4 protein-coding genes are annotated in these 3,385 nt (G+C 38.5%); 3 read left to right on the top strand and 1 reads right to left on the bottom strand.

The features are described 5' to 3' along the window. Positions 1-119 precede the first annotated feature (119 nt). From rbsK to WBN20_RS13620, 3 genes are all read left to right on the top strand, one after another. A complete protein-coding gene (rbsK, locus tag WBN20_RS13610) occupies positions 120-1,019 on the top strand; it encodes a ribokinase (RefSeq protein WP_424282083.1) in 900 nt (299 codons plus the stop codon). A gap of 11 nt (positions 1,020-1,030) precedes the next feature. Then, on the top strand, positions 1,031-2,026 hold the full coding sequence (locus tag WBN20_RS13615) for a GRP family sugar transporter (protein WP_424274029.1): 996 nt from the start codon (positions 1,031-1,033) through the stop codon (positions 2,024-2,026). 98 nt (positions 2,027-2,124) lie between these two features. Then, complete coding sequence (locus WBN20_RS13620) at positions 2,125-2,643, top strand: ferritin (RefSeq protein WP_424272309.1); 519 nt, start codon at positions 2,125-2,127, stop codon at positions 2,641-2,643. Between the two features lie 73 nt (positions 2,644-2,716). On the opposite strand, the gene WBN20_RS13625 is transcribed toward WBN20_RS13620, so the two are convergent. Beyond that, the gene (locus WBN20_RS13625) at positions 2,717-3,049 is read right to left on the bottom strand and encodes a single-stranded DNA-binding protein (RefSeq protein WP_348137851.1); all 333 of its coding nucleotides are present in this window, start codon (positions 3,047-3,049) and stop codon (positions 2,717-2,719) included. Between the last annotated feature and the right edge of the window lie 336 nt (positions 3,050-3,385).

Raw genomic sequence — 3,385 nt, forward strand, 5'->3', positions numbered from 1 at the left:
CGTCCCGATAATAACCGTAAAATTGCTGTCTGGGAAAACTTTAAAAAGGAAGAACTTCTGGAAGATTTCTACAGCAGCCTTGCAAACCCTGTTCCTGTTACTAAATTAAAATAATAGAAATGCCAGAAATTGTTGTTGTAGGGAGTTCTAATACCGATATGGTCGTAAAAACACCCAGATTTCCTGAACCTGGAGAAACCATACTAGGTGGCGATTTTTTTATGTTCCCTGGGGGCAAAGGTGCCAACCAGGCTGTTGCTGCCGCACGTTTAGGAGGAAAGATAAATTTTATATGTTGTGTGGGAGATGATATTTTTGGCCAAAATGCCCTTGAAGGCTATAAAAAGGAAGGGATAAACATTGATGGGGTCTTAATTGCAAAAGGTGAGCCTTCAGGCGTTGCATTAATTACTGTAAATGCAGAAGGGGAAAACGAAATTGTTGTGGCATCAGGGGCAAATAATCTGTTATCAAAAACACATTTAGAAGGTGTTTCTAAGCAGATTCAAGGTGTTGATATAATTTTAACGCAACTGGAAACACCCATACCGGTGATAGCACATTTAGCAAACTACTGCAGGGAAAATAATCAGAAGTTGATCATTAATCCTGCCCCTGCTCAGCAACTGTCAGATGACATTCTTAAAGAACTATTTCTTATTACTCCAAATGAAACAGAGACCAGAATTCTTACAGGGGTTGAAGTCGCAGATGAAACATCGGCAAGCAGGGCATGCAAAGCTCTTTTTCAAAAAGGTGTTAAAAATGTTATAATCACCATGGGCAGCAGGGGTGCTTTTTTTATGAATAGTGAAGTACATTTTACTGCAAAAGCCCAAAAAGTGAATGCTATAGATACCACGGCGGCCGGTGATGTCTTTAACGGAGCCCTGGCCGTATGTCTGGCTCAAAACATGCCCTGGAAGGAAAGCATTGAGTTTGCAAATAAAGCCGCAGCGCGCGCTGTTACCAAAATGGGAGCACAAACCTCTGCTCCTTATCTCAATGAAATAAACTAATCTCTTATAATATGTTTATCATAGAATCGTACCCAATAGCTGTTTTCTTCTGTATAATTACCATGTTGGCCTGGGGTTCATGGGCAAATACACAAAAACTTGCTTCTCCCGACTGGCGTTTTGAACTGTTTTATTGGGACTATGTTTTTGGAATTGTAGTTTTTTCATTGCTCCTGGCATTGACCGCAGGTAGTAGTGGAGATGCTGGTCGTCCTTTTTTGGAAGACTTATCACAGGCAAGTTCTGAAAATTTAGGTTCTGCTTTTTTGGGAGGGATCTTGTTTAACGCGGCCAATATTCTCCTCGTTGCAGCAATTACAATTGCAGGCATGTCTGTGGCCTTTCCGGTTGGAATTGGCCTCGCATTGGTCATAGGTGTAGTTGTAAATTATCTGGATATTCCCGTTGGGAATCCAACTATGCTCTTTGGCGGAGTTGGACTTATTGTAATTGCCATGCTGCTCAATGCAAATGCCTATAAAAAACTTTCCGTAAGTCAGGATAAGGTTCCAACAAAAGGCTTGGTTTTGGCAATTATCGCAGGTTTCCTAATGGGTTTCTTTTATAAATATGTGGCTAATTCCATGTTTCCTGAATTTACCAATCCCATTGCGGGAAAATTAAGTCCGTATACCGCTGTTTTTATTTTTGCCATAGGAATTCTGGCCAGCAATTTCATTTTCAATACCCTGCTGATGAAAAAACCATTCGAAGGAAAACCGGTGAGTTTTAAAGACTATTTTGCGGGTGGTAGCAAGAACCATCTTATGGGCTTCTTAGGCGGGGCAATTTGGTGCATTGGTATGTCTTTTAGCATTTTGGCCTCAGATAAGGCCGGACCTGCAATCTCATATGGTTTAGGGCAAGGAGCTACTGTAGTAGCTGCCTTTTGGGGTATTTTTGTCTGGAAAGAATTTAAAGGAGCCCCAGAAGGAGTTCCCAGACTTCTAAATATTATGCTGGTAGTTTATATAATCGGACTTACTTTGATTGTTATGGCGAGATAATTAATCGCTTAAAAAATAATGACGTACAGGGCTAAAATCTTGTCGTTTTACGAAGTCCTTAGTAACTAGATTTTGTAACTTTGATAAAAACAATTATCATGCTTTCAAAAAATATGGAAAAAGCCCTGAACGACCAAATCAGGATCGAAGCGGAGTCATCACAGATTTACTTGTCTATGGCTTCATGGGCAGAAGTAAAAGGGCTTGAAGGAATTTCTCTATTTATGTATAAACAGTCCGATGAGGAAAGAATGCATATGCTGAAACTCGTTAAATATGTAAATGAGCGAGGAGGACAAGCGGCAATATCCGCATTAACTGAACCCAAAGCTATTTATGATTCGTTTCAAAAGATGTTTGAAGATTTATATGAACATGAAATTTTTGTTTCCAAAAGCATTAATGAATTGGTACATGTAGCCCTACAGGAAAAAGATTATGCCACACATAATTTTCTTCAATGGTATGTTGCCGAACAGATGGAAGAAGAAGCGCTTGCGCGCACCATTTTAGATAAGATTAACCTTATTGGAAATGACAAAAGCGGGCTCTACTTATTTGACAGGGATGTCCAACAGATCACAGTTGAAAGTGCTGCTGCAGACACACAACCTTAAAAAAAGAGGATCTTACAAGATCCTCTTTTTTATAGTGAAATAAATTATGGCTTTGACCATTTCGTGAAAAACTCTATTTTCCCAGCATCACTAATTCATTGCATTTAATCTCGGTAATATATCTTTTTTCACCTTCTTTATTTTCATAAGAGCGATGAATGAGCTTACCTTCTACGGCCACTTCATTACCCTTGGCCAGGTAATTTTCCACAATCTCTGCGGTTTTACCCCAGGCTACCACATTATGCCATTGGGTGTCCGTTACCTTTTCTCCTTTACTGTTTTTGTAAATCTCATTGGTAGCTACGGAAAATTTAGCCAATTTACCGCCATTATCAAGGTTAACAATTTCAGGGTCTTGCCCCAGGTTTCCAATCAACTGTACTTTGTTTCTAAGTGCGTTCATAATTACTAATTTTAAGGATTAAACAGTTAATACTATCGGGTCTTATCCTCCGACACTGCAAACATAGAACAGCAGTTTAGTGATACTCGGTTAGGAAGCGCTTATTTTCGTTTGTAATCTTTTGTAGTCGTTTGTAATTATTTATGTTTCTGATTACCAAATATTTATATTGCTATAAAAATCATATTCAACTAAGGAAAATTCTATCTCAACTAAACTTTAAAAGTAAATTACTATCGGAGATTGGGTTTACTTGAAGGTTTTATGTTCTTTATCTTATCTATTTAATTAAGACTTTGGAACAGTAGTCTGTGCTAATTAAAAACTTTTATTCCT

Origin of the sequence: Eudoraea sp. (assembly GCF_049665975.1) — a bacterium.
Classification (GTDB): domain Bacteria; phylum Bacteroidota; class Bacteroidia; order Flavobacteriales; family Flavobacteriaceae; genus Eudoraea.